This window comes from Kineosporia babensis, from assembly GCF_021129305.1.
Classification (GTDB): Bacteria; Actinomycetota; Actinomycetes; order Actinomycetales; family Kineosporiaceae; genus Kineosporia; species Kineosporia babensis.
In genome coordinates this window covers 1-1,407 of record NZ_JAJOMB010000073.1, presented here as the reverse complement: position 1 = coordinate 1,407, position 1,407 = coordinate 1, and the positions used below count along the sequence as shown (strand labels likewise).

Annotated in this window: 2 protein-coding genes; both read right to left on the bottom strand. The window is 65.3% G+C overall.

Annotation, left to right across the window (positions count from 1 at the left end):
• Nucleotides 1-30: 30 nt before the first annotated feature.
• A complete protein-coding gene (locus tag LR394_RS41020) occupies nt 31-1,020 on the bottom strand; it encodes an IS3 family transposase (protein WP_231450139.1) in 990 nt (329 codons plus the stop codon).
• Nucleotides 1,020-1,340 carry a transposase gene (locus LR394_RS41015; RefSeq protein ID WP_231450138.1) on the bottom strand — a complete coding sequence of 107 codons (321 nt, stop codon included), beginning with the start codon at nt 1,338-1,340 and terminating at the stop codon, nt 1,020-1,022. Before LR394_RS41015 ends, LR394_RS41020 begins: the two co-directional genes overlap by 1 nt.
• Nucleotides 1,341-1,407: the final 67 nt, after the last annotated feature.

Here is a 1,407-nt window from a genome sequence, read left to right as displayed (position 1 = left end):
TGAGGTTCCCCCGAAACGGTGGACAGGGGGTTAAGCAGCGTTGGCTGTGCCTGTCAGTGTCCGCTCAAAGCGGATGGGGCTGAGCCCTCCTGCTCCTGAGTGGCGACGTTCATGATTGAACCAGCGGATCCATGTGTCAACTCCGGCAATGAGTTCCGCCTTCGTGGCGAAGGTCCGGCGGTAGTAGTACTCGTGCTTGAAGGTGGACCAGAACGACTCCGAGGGCGCGTTGTCCCAGCAGATCCCGGTCTCGCCCATCGACCGGCGCAGGTCGTGCCGGCCGCAGGCGGCCGCGGTCACGGCGCCCGTGAACTCCCCGCCACGATCCGAATGCAGGATGGTCTTGGCCACGTCGTGGCCTTCGGCGGTGCGGGTGGCCACGGCGGCGTCGATGGCCCGGGCGACCATGGGCGCGTCGAAGTGGTCGTCGATGGCGTAGCCCAGGACGCGGCGGGAGTGCCCGTCCCGGATCGCGCACAGGAACATGTCACCGTCACCGCAGGTCAGGTAGGTGATGTCGGTGAACCACGCGGCGTTCAATCGTCCTTGATCGAACTGCCGCAGCACCAGGTCGGGTGGGAACGATGCGTCTGGATCCTGAACTGTCGTGCGGACTTTGAACGTGCGGGGACTGATGCCCTCGATCCCGATCTCGGCCATGATCGACGCGACGGTCTTGGGATTCACGACCTCACCCCGTTCACGCAGCTCGTCAGTGATCCGCGGGGAGCCGTAGGTCCCGTCGGACTCGGCGTGAATGTCAAGGATCTTGACCGTCAGATCTGTTCGCCGCTGTTGTCTTTCGGTCGGTTCGGATGCGGTCCGGCGGTTGCGCCAGGCGTAGAAGCCCGACGTGGAGACCTTCAGCAGACGGGCCATCCGGAGCACGGAGAACCTCTGCGGCCGGGGCTGCGCGGCCTGGACGCCTGTCTCGTCGTGCGTTCCGGGCTCCTGGCCGGTCGGGGCCGGCTGCTCGTGCTCTGGCTGGGAATCTTGCTCGGGGCAGGCGTACTTCGCCATCAGTTCGAACCGCGTGGATTCGTCTTCGACGCAAAGTACGCCGAAGCTTTTGCCAGGAACTGATTGTCTTTCTCCAGTTCCGAGACTCGGCTGCGTAGCCGCAGCAACTCGGCCCGTTCGGCGGCGTCCAGGGGAGCTTCCCCGACCGCCTCGGCGGCGGTGACCCGCCGGCGTTCGTCCTTGACCCAGACACTCAGCATGCCCGGGTCGATCCCGAGTTCCCGAGCGACCTCGGCGATGGTCCGCCCGGAGTCGATCACGCGGTGAGCAGCCTCGATCTTGTACTCGGTCGTGTACGACCGGCGCTTACGAGGAGGCATAGGGACATCCTTCCAGCAGGACCTACGGTCCTGCTAACTCGGTGTCCACTCCCTCGGGGGAACCTCA